Annotated in this window: 12 protein-coding genes and 1 pseudogene; 7 read left to right on the forward strand and 6 right to left on the reverse strand. The window is 65.9% G+C overall.

Annotation, left to right across the window (positions count from 1 at the left end; translation table 11 throughout):
* Positions 1 to 184 (forward strand): annotated as a pseudogene (locus E1263_RS43005) (hypothetical protein); the annotation flags it as partial.
* 34 nt (positions 185 to 218) lie between these two features.
* Here the strand turns inward: E1263_RS43005 and E1263_RS38150 are convergent.
* Positions 219 to 1,148, reverse strand: a complete 930-nt coding sequence (locus E1263_RS38150; protein WP_132176589.1) for a sugar kinase — start codon at positions 1,146 to 1,148, stop codon at positions 219 to 221.
* Between the two features lie 143 nt (positions 1,149 to 1,291).
* Positions 1,292 to 1,912 carry a bifunctional 4-hydroxy-2-oxoglutarate aldolase/2-dehydro-3-deoxy-phosphogluconate aldolase gene (locus E1263_RS38155; RefSeq protein ID WP_132176591.1) on the reverse strand — a complete coding sequence of 207 codons (621 nt, stop codon included), beginning with the start codon at positions 1,910 to 1,912 and terminating at the stop codon, positions 1,292 to 1,294.
* A 122-nt stretch (positions 1,913 to 2,034) separates the two neighbouring features.
* Between E1263_RS38155 and E1263_RS38160 the strand changes: the two genes are divergently transcribed.
* Positions 2,035 to 3,852: a sialidase family protein gene (locus E1263_RS38160; protein WP_132176593.1), complete on the forward strand. Its 1,818-nt coding sequence runs from the start codon at positions 2,035 to 2,037 to the stop codon at positions 3,850 to 3,852.
* Between the two features lie 2 nt (positions 3,853 to 3,854).
* Here the strand turns inward: E1263_RS38160 and E1263_RS38165 are convergent, their stop codons facing one another.
* Genes E1263_RS38165 through E1263_RS38180 form a run of 4 tightly spaced genes read right to left on the reverse strand, consistent with a single transcriptional unit; the run spans position 3,855 to position 7,190 of the window.
* On the reverse strand, positions 3,855 to 4,625 hold the full coding sequence (locus tag E1263_RS38165) for a hypothetical protein (RefSeq protein WP_132176595.1): 771 nt from the start codon (positions 4,623 to 4,625) through the stop codon (positions 3,855 to 3,857).
* Positions 4,619 to 5,764 carry a galactonate dehydratase gene (gene dgoD / locus E1263_RS38170; protein ID WP_132176598.1) on the reverse strand — a complete coding sequence of 382 codons (1,146 nt, stop codon included), beginning with the start codon at positions 5,762 to 5,764 and terminating at the stop codon, positions 4,619 to 4,621. Before dgoD ends, E1263_RS38165 begins: the two co-directional genes overlap by 7 nt.
* Positions 5,761 to 6,471: a FadR/GntR family transcriptional regulator gene (locus tag E1263_RS38175; protein ID WP_132176600.1), complete on the reverse strand. Its 711-nt coding sequence runs from the start codon at positions 6,469 to 6,471 to the stop codon at positions 5,761 to 5,763. Before E1263_RS38175 ends, dgoD begins: the two co-directional genes overlap by 4 nt.
* A complete protein-coding gene (locus tag E1263_RS38180; RefSeq protein WP_202869252.1) occupies positions 6,468 to 7,190 on the reverse strand; it encodes an SDR family NAD(P)-dependent oxidoreductase in 723 nt (240 codons plus the stop codon). Before E1263_RS38180 ends, E1263_RS38175 begins: the two co-directional genes overlap by 4 nt.
* Positions 7,191 to 7,489: 299 nt before the next feature.
* Here E1263_RS38180 and E1263_RS38185 point away from each other — a divergent pair, with 299 nt between their 5' ends.
* Genes E1263_RS38185 through E1263_RS38205 form a run of 5 tightly spaced genes read left to right on the forward strand, consistent with a single transcriptional unit; the run spans position 7,490 to position 14,572 of the window.
* Complete coding sequence (locus E1263_RS38185; protein ID WP_202869253.1) at positions 7,490 to 8,704, forward strand: ABC transporter substrate-binding protein; 1,215 nt, start codon at positions 7,490 to 7,492, stop codon at positions 8,702 to 8,704.
* Positions 8,701 to 9,645, forward strand: a complete 945-nt coding sequence (locus tag E1263_RS38190; protein WP_238161942.1) for a carbohydrate ABC transporter permease — start codon at positions 8,701 to 8,703, stop codon at positions 9,643 to 9,645. Before E1263_RS38185 ends, E1263_RS38190 begins: the two co-directional genes overlap by 4 nt.
* Complete coding sequence (locus E1263_RS38195; protein ID WP_238161944.1) at positions 9,642 to 10,463, forward strand: carbohydrate ABC transporter permease; 822 nt, start codon at positions 9,642 to 9,644, stop codon at positions 10,461 to 10,463. The genes E1263_RS38190 and E1263_RS38195 overlap by 4 nt, the downstream gene beginning before the upstream one ends.
* Positions 10,460 to 12,451 carry an alpha-galactosidase gene (locus tag E1263_RS38200; protein WP_132176604.1) on the forward strand — a complete coding sequence of 664 codons (1,992 nt, stop codon included), beginning with the start codon at positions 10,460 to 10,462 and terminating at the stop codon, positions 12,449 to 12,451. Before E1263_RS38195 ends, E1263_RS38200 begins: the two co-directional genes overlap by 4 nt.
* A 45-nt stretch (positions 12,452 to 12,496) precedes the next feature.
* Positions 12,497 to 14,572, forward strand: a complete 2,076-nt coding sequence (locus E1263_RS38205; RefSeq protein ID WP_132176606.1) for an NPCBM/NEW2 domain-containing protein — start codon at positions 12,497 to 12,499, stop codon at positions 14,570 to 14,572.
* The last annotated feature ends 248 nt before the right edge of the window (positions 14,573 to 14,820 follow it).

Raw genomic sequence — 14,820 nt, forward strand, 5'->3', positions numbered from 1 at the left:
GGGGTACGGCGTGCAGGTTCGTGGGGGACCGGCTCGGTACGGATGGGCCGGTGGGCTCGGGACGCTCTGGTACTCGTATCCCGAGTCCGGGTTCGGCGCCGTACTGATGACGCAGGTGGCGCCGCCCAGGGCCGCAACGTTCGCCGCCTTCGCCGATACCGTGGAGACATGGGATTTGCGGTAGCGGTGCGCGCGGCGTTCCGGCGGGGCTCCGAGTACTAGCGGAGGGCGGTGCCTTGGGTGTGGGTCAGGAGGGTCAGGTCTTGGCGGGTGGGGAGGGATTCCCAGTCGCCGAGGGCGGTGACGCAGAAGGCGCCTGAGGTGGTGGCTCGGGTGAGGCGGTCCTGGGAGGACAGGTCGTCGAGGGTGCCGGAGAGGTAGCCGGAGACGAACGCGTCGCCGGCGCCGATGCTGTCGACGACAGTGACGGGGAGAGCCGGGCTGTGGCGGGTACCGGTTGTCGTGTGGGACCAGGCGCCTTTGCTGCCGGCAGTGACTACTACCTCGGTGGCGGTGGTGAGGAGGTCGGCGACGGGGTCTGTGGCGTTGGTGAGGAGGTCTAGCTCGTCGTCTGAGGCGAAGACGGTGTGGATGTGGGGGAGGAGTTCGCGGAGGGCGGTTGCGTCCTCGCGAGACCACAGGCGGGCTCGGTAATTCACATCCAGGGAGACCTGTACGCCGTTCGCTGCAGCGACTCGCACTGTCGCCAGTACGGCGGCGCGGGCGGTGTCTGAGAGCGCGGGGGTGATGCCGGTGACGTGGAGGAGACGTGGTTGGACTGCCTCCAGTCCTGCGAGGCATTCGTCAACGGTGAGGGTGGAGCCGGCGGAACCGCGGCGGTGGTAGCTGACGCGGGTGATGTCGTGCGACGGCTGGTCGAACGCGATGAACCCGGTGAAGTCCGTGTCGGAGAAGCGGATCCAAGCTGTGCCGATGGCTTCGGCTCTGAGCGTGCGCTCGATCAGCCGGCCGGGTTCATCGTTGCCTACAGCACCTAACCAGGTGGCGGTGTGGCCGAGCCGCGCCAGCCCGATCGCGACGTTCGTCTCGGAGCCGGCGATGGACAGATGCGCTTCGCCACCAAGACGCATGGCACGTGGGGTGCGCAAGGAGACCATCGTCTCGCCGATGGTGAGCAGGTCGGTCATCACAGTGCTCCGAGGGTAGGCCGATTGCCGTGGACAGGTCGTCGTGTCTTTGTGCACGAGGAGCTTCTTTGGGTATCCACCAGTCGTTTTGGCGGTCCGGAAATGGCTGGTGGGTACTCAAAGATGGGGTTGGTGCACAAGGGTTAGACGTTGAGGGTGGTGCGGAAGGTGTGGGCTCGGGTGGTTAGGGCTTCTAGGGAGCCGCCGGTGCCGGCGTCTCCCAGGAGGGGGGAGCCGACTCCTACGGCTACGGCTCCGGCGGCGAGGTACTCCGGCGCGGTATTGGCGTCCACGCCGCCTACGGCGATCAAGGGGGCGTGGGGCAGGGGGGCCGCCAGTTCGCGAAGGTACGACGGGCCGTGGACTTTGGCGGGAAAGATCTTGATGGCGGTGGCGCCGAGGTCGAGGGCGGCCACTACCTCGGTGGGCGTGAGGGCTCCGCAGAGCAGCGGGAGGCCCAGGGTGACGGCCCGGTGGGCGCCTTGGGTGATGGCGGGGGTGACGACGAAGGTGGCGCCTGCGGCGGCTACCTCGTCGGCCTGACCAACCGTGAGGACGGTGCCGGCGCCGATCAGGATGCTGGGGTCGTGGGCGTCGCGGACCTGGGCGATGGCCTCGACGGCACCGGGGGTGGTCAGGGAGATCTCGAGGGCGGTGATGCCGGCGGCGACGAGGGTGTCGACGCAGGCGACGGCACGCTCGGCGGAATCGGCGCGGATGATCGCGAGGATTTTGCGGGTACGGAGTTCGGCTAGCAGGTCCATGGGGACTCCTGGAGACATAGGACGTCTGATGTGCTCTGGTTCGGACGGCAGAAAGAAGCTAAATTACTGCGAGAGCAACCCTTGGGGTTGTTTACTTTCCGTTCATTTGGAGGCATCCGCCCATGCCCAAACGCCTTCCACTCCTCATTGCGCTCGGTCTGCTGCTGCCGACCGTGCCGATGTACGCCGAGGCCGACAACCAGCCTGCCGCGATCACGCAGACGGTGCTGTTCAACAAGGGGGATGCCGGTTACGGCTGTTATCGCATCCCCGCCATAGTCAAGACGAAGACGGGTGCACTGCTCGCGTTCGCCGAGGCCAGGCGCACCTGGTGCTCCGACTCGCAGGAGATCGACCTCGTGGTCAAGCGGTCCGACGACGACGGCCGGACCTGGTCGGAGGCCAAGACCGTACTGTCCGGGACGGACGCCAATCCGAACGCGGTCGCCACCCGCGGCAACCCGGTGCCGATCGTCGATCAGGAGACCGGCAAGATCGTGCTGCTGACCACGATGGACCCTGGTACGACGACGGACCGCCCGCGGACGCCGTACGTGCAGAGCAGTGTCGACGACGGGCACACCTGGAGCACGGCCAAGAACATCGGGGCTCAGATCGACGATCCGGACTGGGGTTGGTACGCGACCGGGCCGATGCACGGCATCCAGTTGACGCGCGGCGCGCATGCGGGCCGGATGGTCGCGGGGACCAACTACGACGTCGGCACCGGCGCTGCGACGAAGGATGCGGCTCAGCTCGTCTACAGCGACGACAAGGGCGAGACGTGGCACAAGGGCGCGACCGACCTGCGGACCGACGATCAGGTACCGCAGGAGATCAGCGTCGTGGAGAAGGTCGACGGCGGCATCCTGGCGATGGCGCGTAACAACGCCGGCGGCCCGGGCGTCAACCGGATGACCGCGGTCAGCAACGACGGCGGGCAGACCTACACGGCGCCGTACAAGACTGTCGACGGGTTGGTGACGCCGACGGTTCAGACCTCGCTGCAGCGGCTGCGGGCGGTCGATGAGGGAGCCAAGTACAACCGGATCCTGATGGCGGGGCCGGCGGATCCGGAGCGGCGCCGCTACATGACGATCCGGTCGAGCTTCGACGAGGGGAAGACCTGGCAGTCCGTTGCCGACGGCACCCGAATCACCAGCGACTGGTCCGGCTACTCGGATCTGGCGATCCTCGATACCGGCGAGATCGGGCTGCTGTGGGAGGCCGGGACCGTTGATGCGCGCGACCAGATCCGGTTCGCACGGTTCACCGAGAACGACATCGGGCACCCGGATGCTCCCCTCGGTACGACGACTCCGGATGTGTCCGGGCTCGGCAACAACAGCTACCTGCGCGGCGGTACGACGTCGGTCGCGGGCAAGTTCGGTCAGGCGCGGGACCTCGACGGGGTCGATGACGCGATCCAGTTGCCGTTCGCCGAATCGCTGGCGGTCGGTGCCGGTGACTTCACCGCGATGGCGTGGGTCAAGTACGGCGCCACTACGGGGAACCACGCGATCTTCTGGGGCTACAACATCAACGAGTACTCGCAGTTCTGGCTGCGGGCCGAGCCAGGCGACAGCCGGATCCGTGGGCTGATCACCACGGGTGGGAACACTGCTGTCGTGGCGACGACCAAGGCGTACAACGACAACGCCTGGCACCACGTTGCTCTGCAACGGAAGGCCGCGACGTTGGCGATCTGGGTCGACGGTGTGCAGGTCGCGTCCGTTGCCTCGCCCAGCGGTTCGGTCAGTCCCGGTCGTCCGTTCAAGATGTTCGTCGGGCAGCGGATCGACGGTGCGCATCACTTCGACGGCTCGATGGATGAGGTCCGCCTCTACAAGCGGGCGCTGACCGCGGCCGAGATCGGCAGCATCCGCACGAGCAACAGCACGACGGTGCCGAACGTCGTACTGGACCTGCCGCTCGGCTGACATCAGAGTGGCCTGGCGGTGATCGTCAGCCGCCAGGCCAGCTCGCCGGTTGCCGGTACGACGGCCGCGTCGCCGGGGCCTGCTTCGGCCAGGTCGAAGACGCGGCCGAGCATGGGTTCAACCCCCAAACTCCGGTACGGCGCCTCGTCCGGAAAGCCGCCCTGGTTCCGCCAGAGCGCCGTGGAAACTGGTTGCCCAGGGCACGCAAGCGTCATCGTGAGCTCGGATCCGCGGTCGCGAATGCGGGCGGTCGGGCAATCGGTCAGCACCGCGCCAACCGCCGTACCGTCTGTTGGTCCGTAGGTGTCGAGGCCGAGCGTCGGCCAATTCGTCGCAACCCAGGGCGCTTCAGACGGCCAACTGTCGAGGAAAGGCCCGGCCTCGGGGTAGAGGCGGCACTCGCTCGGCTCGGCGGAGATCGTTGCCCCAACCTCACAGCCCAGCAACGCATGCGCCGCCCAGGTGAACCGGTAGCCGGGCGGTGCAGTCAGGTGGCAATCCACCGTGACGCTGTCGGTGCCGGTCGTGAACCTGCGGGTCAACACAGTCCCGTCATACGTGACTGAATCCGACCACGGCTGGTTCCACAGCCCGCCGTGATCAGGCGTCCCGCGGACGGTCGGGAAGCACTCGTCCACCCCGCCCGCGTCCGTGAAAGTGGTGTGGCCGGTACGAGGTCCGTCGAGCAGACCAGGACCGGCCCACAACCACTCCCGCCCGGCGAGGTGGAGTGAGGTCCACCTCCCGCCGTCGGCGGAGTCGATGATCACCATTCGGCGAAGGTGCCGTCTTCTTGTGTCCAGACAGGGTTACGCCAGGCGTGGCCGTTCTGGTCGGCGGCTCGCACTGCGGCCTCGTCGACGGTGATGCCGAGGCCAGGCAGCGGGTTGTATTCGGCGTGCCCGTTGACCCAGGTGAAGGGAGTCGGGTCGACGACGTACGACGTGAGGTCGTTGGTGGCGTTGTAGTGGATTCCCCGCGACTGTTCCTGGATGAGGAAGTTGGGGGTCGCGAAGGAGACCTGAAGGCTGGCGGCCAGCGAGATCGGACCCAGGGGACAGTGCGGGGCGAGCATGGCGCCGTGGGTATCGGCCAGGGAAGCGATGCGGCGGAGTTCGGAGATGCCGCCTGCGTGGGACACATCTGGCTGGACCACGGCGATGCCTGCGTTCAGTGGCGCGACGAATTCGGAGCGGTGGTAGAGGCGCTCGCCCAATGCGACCGGCACGGTTGAACTGCTGACCACATCAGCCAGGTGCAGCATGTGCTCCGGCAACACGGGCTCTTCGACGAACATCGGGTGCAAGTCCTCGACAGCGTGCAGAATGCGACGGGCGCCGGCGACGCCGACGCGGCCGTGGAGGTCGATGGCTACGTCTCGGCTGTCGCCCAGCGCCGAGCGGGCTGCAGCGAGCCGCGCGACAATATCGTTGATCTCGGCAACTGATGGGGACGGCAAGATCCGGCCGCTGCCGTTCATCTTGACCGCGGTCATCCCGGCGGCGACCTGCTCAGCCACCTGATCCGCAACGGCAGCGGGCTCATCGCCGCCGACCCACGCATAGACGCGCGCCCGATCGCGGACCCGACCGCCTAGCAGGGACGACACAGGAGCGCCGTACACCTTGCCGGCGATGTCCCACAGCGCGTGGTCAAGTCCGGCAACAGCAGAAGAAAGTACAGGGCCGCCGCGATAGAAGCCGCCCTTGGTGAGGATCTGCCAGTGCCGCTCGATCTGCAGCGGGTCCTGCCCGATCAAGTACTCAGCCAGTACGTCGATCGCCGTCCGCACGACCTCCGCGCGGCCCTCGACCACCGGTTCACCCCAGCCGATGACGCCGTCGCTGGTCTCGATCCGGCAGAACAGCCAGCGCGGTGGGACCAGAAACGTCTCGATGCGTTCAATCTTCATGCGCCGCGCACCTCGTGCAGGTCCTCGGCGGCCTTGGCCAGCAGTTCCTTCATCGCCTGCTCGGCCGCGACCGGGTCGTGAGCGCGGATCGCTTCCAGGACACGGCGGTGGCTCGGTACCGGATCGTCGGACGGTTTCACCTTGTGCACAAGGCGATCTCGATCGGCGAGGCCCGTCTCCATGATCACTTCCATCTTGGTCAGCAGCTCATTACCGGTTGCCGCCAGCAACGCTCGGTGGAAGGCGAGGTCCGCGGCCACGGCGGCGAGGTCGTCGGTGGCCGACTCCATCGCCGCCATCGCGATGTCCAGCGCCTCCAGGTGCGAATCCTGAGCCCGTACGGCGGCCAGCCGGGCAGCAGCCGGCTCGACGATGCCGCGGACTTCGTGCAGCTCCTCCAGCAGCTCGGGCCGAACATCGGAGTCGCTGAAGTGCCACCGGATCATGTCGGGGTCGAGCAGGTTCCAGTCCGTCCGCGGCCGCACGAAGGTCCCGCGCTTCTGCCGCGCATCGACCAAACCCTTGGCCGTCAGCACCTTCAGCGCCTCGCGGACCGCCGTCAGACTGACGCCCAGATCGGCCTGCAGATCGGGCACATTGATGGTCGCGCCCTCGGGAATCGTCCCCGACAAGATGCGCTGCGCCATCACCTCCACAATCTGACCGTGGAGTCCCCGTTGTATGCCCGCCACAGAACTCTCCCTCATGCCGAATCCTTCGCAGCGGACCAGCCGCCGTCGACCACAATGCTCGTAGCGGTGACGTACGACGCCTCCGCCGACAGCAGGAACGCAACCACCTGAGCCACTTCGTCGGGCTGCCCGAGCCGCCCGGCCGCGGTCGCCCGCGCGCTGCGCTCGAGATCCTCCGGACCGTACCGATCCCACGCCGCGGTCTTGATCGGCCCCGGCAACACCGAGTTCACCCGAATCGAACCGCCGTACTCAACGCCCAACTGCCGGGCCAGCGCCACCAACGCGCCCTTGCTTGCCGCGTAGGCAGCATGCCCCGGGATGCCGGCCAGCGCGTGCACCGACGACACCAGTACGACGGAACCTTCGCGCGCGGCCAAGTCGTCGTACAGGGCTCGAAATCCGAGGAACGACGCGGTGAGGTTCACGTCGAGCTGTCGCTGCCAGGACGCTGGTGTCATCTCGTGTGCTGGCCGCACGTCGGAGACGTAGGCGTTGCTGATGAATCCATCGATCGGCCCGAGCTGGTCGCGACCGCGCGATACAACCTCCGCCCAGGTGTCCGGGGAGGTCACGTCGCCGACCACGCTGAGTGCTTTGCCAGGCACTTCCGTGGACGGGTGGATGTCCACCTGCACCACCGACGCGCCCTCGGTGAGGGCACGCGCGGCGCACGCCGCGCCGATTCCCGACGCGGCTCCGGTCACCACGATCACCCGCCCAGCCAGCCGCACGCCGTACCTCCTCCACACGCCCGTCCCCACCCAAGCATGCGGGCAGGCACGTTCCAACGATGAACGAGGCATCAGTTGATCGTGGTCAGCCGATCACGTCAAGCTATTTCCTCGTAATTTACGAATTAATATTGACACCTGCGATCGCTCGCCGCAAGATCGTCGGCAACACACCACTCCCTCGACTGGCACGCCGGCCGAGCAGATCTCAGGAGTTCAGGCATGACGGGTCTGGCAGCAGATCGACGTACTTTCCTCAAGGGACTCGGGCTGCTCGGCGCGGCCACTCTGATCCCCGGATGCGCAACGACCGCGTCGAGTCCGGGCAGCGGCGGCGCGAGCAGCGGGCAACTGGTGAGCTCTCGCTGCAGTCCAACCTGTCGGCCGTGCAGGCCAAGGGGGCGATGGAGAAACTTGTTGCCGCCTACAACAAAACCGGCGGCGCCCAGGTCAAACTCAACACCGTTGCGTCCGAGATCTACCGGACCCAGCTCCCGACGTACCTGACGTCTGCGAACCCGCCGGACGTCTACACCTGGTACGCCGGTTCGGTCGCGGACTCGTATGCGAAGAAAGGGCTTCTGCTCGACGTGTCAAGCGTTTGGGAGGGGCTGGGCAACTATCCGAAGGCGATGCAGACGCTCTCGACCAGCAGTACCGGCGAGAAGATCTTCGTGCCGACCAGCTACTACTGGTGGGGCATGTTCTACCGCAAGTCGAACTTCGCGAAGTGGGGCGTTACCCCACCGAAGACCTGGGACGAGTTCCTCGCGGTCTGCAAAACCATTCAGAGCAAGGGCGTTCCGCCGATCGGTATCGGTCTCGGCGACACCCCGTGGGTGGCCTCGGCCTGGTTCGACTACCTGAACATCCGGATCAACGGCGCGCCGTTCCACCGCGATCTGCTGGCCGGCCGTGGCCGCTTCGACGACCCGAAGGTCAAGGCCGTCTTCACCAAGTGGCAGGAAGCGCTGCCGTACTTCGACCCGAAGGGCAAGTCGTTCCCCTTCCAGGAGGCGACCTCCGCGCTGCTCGGCGGCAAGACCGGCATGTTCCTGATCGGCACCTTCTTCGCGGACTCCGCCCCGAAGGACGCCCTGGACGACATCGACTTCTTCCAGTTCCCGATCATCGACCCGGCGGTGCCGGTCGCCGAAGAGGCCCCGACCGACGGCTACTTCGCCTCGAAGAAGGCCAAGGACCCCGAGGGCGTGAAGAAGTTCATGACCTGGCTGGCCACGGCCGAGGCGCAGGAGATCTACGTCCAAAGCTCCTCCGGCACGGCGATCCCGGCCAACCCGGACGGTAAGTCCGCGGACACCCCGCTGGTGCAGAAGGGCAAGGCGATGATCGAGAGCGCCGCCGAGCTCACCCAGTTCTTCAACCGCGACTCGAGCGACGCGTTGCAGCCGACCGCGGATGCTGCGCTCACCAAGTTCCTGGACAAGCCGGACCAGATCGACAAGATCCTCAAGGACTGGCAGGCAGCGGCCGAAAAGGTCTTCAACGCGTGACTGTGGCAGAAGCGGTGACCACCTCCGACCGGGCTGCTCACCAGGCCGGCGGGGGTGGCGATCGCCGTACGAAGAGGGCGTGGAAGGTCTCGCCGCTCATCCTGGCATTCGTGTTCGTGCCGTTCGTGGTGGAAGCGGTGTGGGTTTTCTGGCCTGCAATGCAGGGGTTCTGGTTGGCGTTGACCAAGTGGGACGGGTTGTCGGCGCCGACGTTTGTTGGCCTCGGCAACTTCAAGGACATGGTCTCGGACCCGATCTTCAAGACCGCACTGAAGAACACGGCGATCTGGCTGGTGCTGTTCGGTGGGCTGAGCGTCATCGGCGGATTCGGTATGGCGTTGCTGTTGCAGCGCGAGCGTCGTGGTGTCGGGATCTACCGAGCCGCGCTGTTCACGCCGGTCGTGTTCTCGCTGGTGGTGACCGCGCTGATCTGGCGCGTCTTCTACCAGCCGGACGGTCTCGTCGACTCGGTCCTCCGCGGGGTTGGTCTCGGCGACTTCATCCGGCCGTGGCTGGCTGATCCCGATACTGCCTTGTACGCCGTGATTCTGCCGGCGCTATGGCGGCAGATCGGCTATGTCATGGTGCTGTATCTGGCCGGGCTGAAGGCGGTTGACCCAGCGCTGTATGAGGCCGCCAAGGTTGATGGCGCTTCGGCGTGGCAGCGGACTTTGTACGTGACGATCCCGCAGTTGAAGGGCGTCAACTCGGTCGTGCTGTCGGTGATCGTGATCGACTCGCTGAGATCGTTCGACATCGTCTGGTCGATGACGAAGGGCGGGCCGTATCACTCGTCCGAACTGCTGAGCACGTACATGTACTCGACTGCATTCCAGTCCACACAGCTCGGTTACGCGTCCGCGATCGCCGTGGTCATCTTCATCCTCGCGCTGGCCGTGATCCTCGGCTACCTGATCCGAGCCTTCAAGGAGGAATCGTGAACCGCCTGAGGACGGCTGGGTATCACCTGTCGATGAGCGTGGTCTCGTTCCTGTGGATCGCGCCGATCCTGTGGGTGATCGTGATCTCGTTCCGGAGCTTCGACGATGTCGCGGCCAACGGGTTGGGGTCGTTGCCGCATTCGTTCACGTTCTCGACGTACAAGCAGGCTTGGGAAGATGCGGACGAGTTCCGTGCCTTGATCAACAGTTTGCTGGTGACGATTCCGGCGGTGCTGCTGAGTCTTGGGCTGGCGTCGATCGCGGCGTACGGGTTGGCGCGGTACAACATCCCGTTCCGGCGGACGGTATTGCTGCTGATGTTGATGGGCAACTTGCTGCCGCCGCAGATCCTGTTGATCCCGATCTCGCGATTCGTTGAGTTGATCGGGTACTACGACACATTGATCGCATTGATCGCTGTGCACGTCGGGTTCGGTCTTGGGTTCTACACGTTCGTGCTGCATGGATTCATGCGGGATCTGCCGCGGGAGATCCAGGAAGCGGCGACGATCGACGGCGCTGGGCCGGGAAGGATCTACTCGAGTGTGATCCTGCCGTTGACGCGGCCGGCGATGGCCGCGCTCGGTGCACTCTCGTTCACGTGGATCTTCAACGACCTGTTGTGGTCGATCACGGTGATCCGCTCCGGCGAGAAGATGCCGGTCACGCCCGCCTTGCTGGGTCTGCAGGGGTTGTTCGTGTCATCGTGGAACGTCATTGCTGCCGGTACCGTGATCGCTGCCGTCCCGACGGTGGCGGTGTTCCTCCGGTTCCAGAAGCATTTCGTCGGTGGGTTGGCGATCGGAGCCGTCAAGTGAAGACCTGGACGTTGCGCGGAGCAACCACCTCGTACGTCGTCGGTGTCCCGGCGCATGGTGAGTGGGCCCAATTAATTGCCTGGGGCCCGCACGCAGTTGCCGACGGACCCTCAGTCGTCGCCCCGGTAGGAACCGAACACTTCCTTCCGCGCGCCGACGTGGAGCCGCTCGAGTACGCGGTGCGGGGAGTGAGATACGCCGCGCCCGTCGATCTGGTGGTGAGCGGACCAGACGGGTCGGACGAGCTACTGCCGGTCTTCGTACAGGCAGTTGAAGAAGATGGTTTGGAGTTGGTGTTCGCCGACCCCGTCCGGGGTGTCCGCCTCTCATTGCATTACCGCCTTGAGGGTGACGCGGTGGAGCGGTGGGTTGCAGTGCACAACGGTGGAGCCGACTCGCTGACGTTGCATCGGCACGACTCTGCGGGATTCACCGTGCCTTCGGGCAACACGGTCAAGTACTTGTGGGGTGAGTGGAACAGCGAGTTCCAGCAGTCCTCCATCACGCTCGACCGCGGCCGATTCACGGTGGGCAGCGCACAGGGGATCACTGGGCACTCGTATTCACCCTTCCTCGCGATCGACGGCGACCTCGCGTACGGCGTACAGCTGGCCTGGAGCGGTTCCTGGGAGATGACCGCAGATGCGGACACCACCGGGACGGTGCGGATTCAGGCTGGGCGGATCTCGTCCAGCCAGGGACTGCAACTGCCGCCGGGGGAGACGTGGACTTCGCCCAAGGCGGTCGGGGCGTGTAGCGCGGAAGGTGCGGACGGGCTCGCGCGCGTGTTCCACGACTACGAGCGCGCACGGTCAAGGCGCCGTACGCCGAAGGTGCTCTACAACTCGTGGTTCGCGACCGAGTTCGACATCCGGGCTGATCACCAGCTCGAGCTGGCGCGGCGGGCGGCCGGAATCGGTGTGGAGACCTTTGTGGTCGACGACGGCTGGTTCACCGGGCGGACCGACGACGCCGGCGGTCTCGGCGACTGGGCGGTGGATCCGGTCAAGTTCCCGAACGGTCTGGGCAGCTTCATCGGGGAGCTCCAGGAGATCGGGCTCGACTTCGGTCTGTGGGTGGAGCCCGAGTCGGTCAACCCGCGCTCGCAGTTGGCCGCCGACCATCCGGAGTGGATTCTGCGGACGCCCGACCGGGAGCCTGTCCTCGTCCGGAATCAACTATTGCTGGACTTGAGCCGTGATGACGTGACTGCCTTCGTGTGGTCAACACTTGATCAACTGTTGTCAACGTATGACATCAGCTATCTCAAGTGGGACGCCAACCGGCCACGACTGGACAGTGGTGATCAACGCCGCGATCTCGACGGCAAGGTCATCACCAATCTCTACAACATCCTCGATCGGCTGCGGATCGAACACCCGAACGTCAGTGTCGAGGGCTGCGCCGGCGGCGGCGCACGCGTCGACCTCGGGATGGCCGCGCGCGTCGACACGCTCTGGCCGAGTGACAACACGGCTCCGCTGGATCGGCTCAGGATCCAGCGAGGCTTCCGGACCGGGTTCGCTCCGCACCTGATGAGTTCCTGGGTGACCGACGCCGAGGGCACCCACGATGGCCGGGAACGTTCACTCGACTTCCGCTTCCATGTGGCCATGGCCGGCGTACTGGGGATCGGTGCAGATCTCTCGCGCTGGACCGACGACCAGCTGAAGACTGCTGCCCGGCACATCGAGCAGTACAAGGACATTCGCGACCTGGTCGTCGAGGGCACGACGTACGGACTGCAAGACGGAGTCCAGTACGTCGGCGCCGACCGGTCCGTGGTGTTTCTGTGGGACACCGGCGACAGTAACGTGCGAGGGACGTTGCCGACGCGGGTACGACGGGTCCCATTGGCCGGGCTGGATCCGGCGAAGAACTACCGGGTGGGGAACGAAACCCTCCCGGGCAGCTACCTGCTGCAGGTCGGTGTCGCGTTCGACGGCCTGGCCGACTCGCTCTGCCTGGTCGTCGAAGCACTCGACTGACCCCCGTTCCGCTCAACGACAGTGCTCTTTTTAAGGGGAAAAAAGATGAGGCGATTCCTAGGTGGGTTGATCGCGGCTGCCCTGGTGGCGGGCGCGGTCGCAACCGCCACGACCCCCGCTGTGGCGGCTCAGGCCCCAGCGAAGGTCACAACCCCGGTGCTCAGCCCCACGCCGTACATGGGCTGGAACACCTACTACGGCCTCGGTGGCGACTTCACCGAGGACTCGATCAAGTCGGTCGCCGACTCCCTGGTCAGCCGCGGGCTGGCCAAGGCCGGCTACGACATCGTCTGGCTGGACGGCGGCTGGCAAGCCGACCAGTCGCGGAGCGCGGCGGGTGACCTGGTCGCCAACCCGGCAAAGTTTCCGAACGGGCTGAAGCCGCTGGTCGACTACATCCACAGCAAGGGCCTCAAGGCCGGCATCTACACCGACGCCGGTCCGTACATCCCGGGCAAGTGCGGCCTCGGCTCAGGCGGCTACTACCAGAAGGACGCGGACCAGTTCGCCGCTTGGGGTTTCGACGCGGTTAAGGTCGACTACCTGTGTGGCATCGCGGCCAACCTGGACCCGAAGACGGTGTTCACCGAGTTTGCCCAGGCCTTGCGGAACAACGCAAGCCACCGGCCGATGATCTTCAACCTCTGCAACCCGGTGACCTCGCCGGACTGGGGCAACTACCCCGAGTCGCAGCAGTCGATCAACTCATGGACCTACGCACCGGGGATCGCGCAGTCCTGGCGCACCTACACCGATGTCGGCTTCCAGGGCGACATCAAGTTCAAGGACGTACTGCGGAACTACGACGCGAATGCGCGGCACCCGGAGGTCGTGAAGCCGGGCGCGTTCAGCGATCCGGACTACCTGGCGCCGGAGCTGGGCATGTCCGATGAGGAATTCCGTTCGCAGCTCACGCTGTGGGCCGTGGCCGCTGCTCCGCTGGTCGTGGGCAGCGACGTACGGAAGCTCAGCGCCAGCACGGTTTCCATGCTGACCGATCCCGACGTACTGGCGATCAACCAGGACAAGGCCGCCGTACAGGCGGTGCGGGTTGGAGCAGCCGGTACGACGGAGACATGGGTGAAGCGGTTGGCCGACGGCAGCCGGGCTGTCGTGCTGCTCAACCGTGGCGACAGCGCCAAGACGATCACCACGACTGCCAAGGCGGCCGGGCTGAACGGCGCGCGGTTCACACTGAAGAACGCTTGGACGAACAAGGTGACCGAGAGCGCGGGCACCATCAGTGCTGCGGTGCCTGCCCACGGTACGGCGCTCTTCCGCGTCGCGCCTGCGTATGGTCTGCCGGGCGTCTCACACGTGACCGCCGGGATCCCGCAGGTCACCAAGGTCGGAACAGACACCCAGCCTGAGGGTGCAGCGCCGGTCGTTGCCGGTGGCGACGAACTGACCGTGCAGGTGAACGTCCGCAACGATGGCCTGCTTCCGGTCCTGAAGCCAGTCGTAACCGTTGCTGGCGGCACCGGCTGGACGGTCAAGTCGTTGTCGAAGGCACCGGCTTTGATTGCTGGCGGTAAGCAGGCGACCTTCGCGTTCACCGTTAAGCTGCCCGCGACCGCTGCGCCCGGAACCGCGAGCCTGACGGCGGCAACGTCGTACGAGGCAATCGGGTACGGCGTGCAGAAGCAGTCGACCGTGCTATCGCCGGTGGTCGTCGCTCCGGTCCCGCCGAAGGGCACCACGCAGCTGTCGCATCATCAGTGGATCACCGCGACCAGCGGCTGGATGACCCCGGCGATCGACGAGAGCGTCGGTGGCGGGAATCCCATCAAGCTGACCGGGACGACGTACGCGACCGGTCTCGGGGTCGCCTCGCCGTCGCTCGTCCGCTACTACCTCGGTAAGTCGTGCTCGCGGCTCACCGGCACCGTCGGGATCGACGATGTTGTCGGCAACGTCGGACCGGACGGCGGCACGTCGACCTTCCAGGTCGTCGGCGACGGCAAGGTCCTGTTCGACAGTGGTCTCGTCGACCGCTTCACCCCGAAGCCGTTCGATGTAGACCTCACCGGAGTCCGCGTCCTCGACCTGGTCGTCGGCGACGCCGGCGACGGCGGCTACAACGACCGCGCCGACTGGGCAGCTCCCACCGCCACCTGCTAACGGTGTGAGGGGCGGTCCGCCCCTCTGCTTGTGTACAGAAGAACGGGTAGTACTAGCCGAATCGCGGTTGCCGGGGCTGGGCTCAGGCGTGGCGGCGGCTATACGTAGATGACTACTACCAGTTCTTCTGTACATCCCAGTCGATTTCTGAGGACTGGAAGTAGGTCCAGTCGTGGGCTCGCCAGATGGAGGCTTGTTGGGCGAGGTCGGCGGCGTACGACGGCCAGGGGGTCGGGGTGATGTGGGAC

This window comes from Kribbella antibiotica (genome assembly GCF_004349055.1).
In the GTDB taxonomy this organism is placed as follows: Bacteria; Actinomycetota; Actinomycetes; order Propionibacteriales; family Kribbellaceae; genus Kribbella; species Kribbella antibiotica.

Excerpts from the sequence above, each read along its gene's own strand:
- E1263_RS38150 (WP_132176589.1), bottom strand. The coding sequence starts at position 1,148 with ATGACCGACCTGCTCACCATCGGCGAGACGATGGTCTCCTTGCGCACC.
- E1263_RS38155 (WP_132176591.1), bottom strand. The coding sequence starts at position 1,912 with ATGGACCTGCTAGCCGAACTCCGTACCCGCAAAATCCTCGCGATCATC.
- E1263_RS38160 (WP_132176593.1), top strand. The coding sequence starts at position 2,035 with ATGCCCAAACGCCTTCCACTCCTCATTGCGCTCGGTCTGCTGCTGCCG.
- E1263_RS38165 (WP_132176595.1), bottom strand. The coding sequence starts at position 4,625 with ATGGTGATCATCGACTCCGCCGACGGCGGGAGGTGGACCTCACTCCAC.
- dgoD (WP_132176598.1), bottom strand. The coding sequence starts at position 5,764 with ATGAAGATTGAACGCATCGAGACGTTTCTGGTCCCACCGCGCTGGCTG.
- E1263_RS38175 (WP_132176600.1), bottom strand. The coding sequence starts at position 6,471 with ATGAGGGAGAGTTCTGTGGCGGGCATACAACGGGGACTCCACGGTCAG.
- E1263_RS38185 (WP_202869253.1), top strand. The coding sequence starts at position 7,490 with ATGCGCAACGACCGCGTCGAGTCCGGGCAGCGGCGGCGCGAGCAGCGG.
- E1263_RS38205 (WP_132176606.1), top strand. The coding sequence starts at position 12,497 with ATGAGGCGATTCCTAGGTGGGTTGATCGCGGCTGCCCTGGTGGCGGGC.